The organism is Burkholderia stagnalis (assembly GCF_902830275.1).
GTDB lineage: Bacteria > Pseudomonadota > Gammaproteobacteria > Burkholderiales > Burkholderiaceae > Burkholderia > Burkholderia stagnalis.
The window spans coordinates 1-486 of the sequence record NZ_CADESW010000093.1; the positions used below are offsets into that span (position 1 = coordinate 1).

A 486-nucleotide genomic window follows, 5' to 3' on the forward strand; every position below is an offset into this window, starting at 1 on the left:
GACAAGCGCCGCCATTTCCGAGACCGACTTTCCCAATGCCTCACGACGAATGCGGGCGCGAGCCGCGAGATCGGGCGCTAGTGATCGCGGGATATATGTCCGGAATTCGGTTTTCACAGATCAGCGTAGCCGGCGGTGCCATGCTCCCTTTTGATTGGCACCAGAAAAATTCGAACCCGCGCCTCCGGTGCGTAAGCGCTCTATCACGCAATAGTAAATGAATGTGATAGAGGGCCCAAAGGCAGCAGATATAGGCGATGACCGGTACAGCGAGACGGGCGATTAGTGTGAGGACGTTCGCTTCGCGGGCCAGAGATCGAGGAACGCATCGGACAGACGTCGACGTTCCAGCCAGCGCTCAGAGTGATCTACGCCATCAAAGCTACTTTGGCTCGACATCCATCTCGTTGGCCGGATAGAGCTGCAGCATTGCGCGCGCGGCCCCGATGTTGGAGGTCGTCAGCCACTCTTCCCACTCGTCCGTAG

Annotated in this window: 1 pseudogene; it reads right to left on the minus strand. The window is 58.2% G+C overall.

The features are described from left to right. Positions 1–382: 382 nt before the first annotated feature. Positions 383–486: pseudogene (locus tag HWY45_RS37585) on the minus strand (SOS response-associated peptidase family protein); the annotation flags it as partial.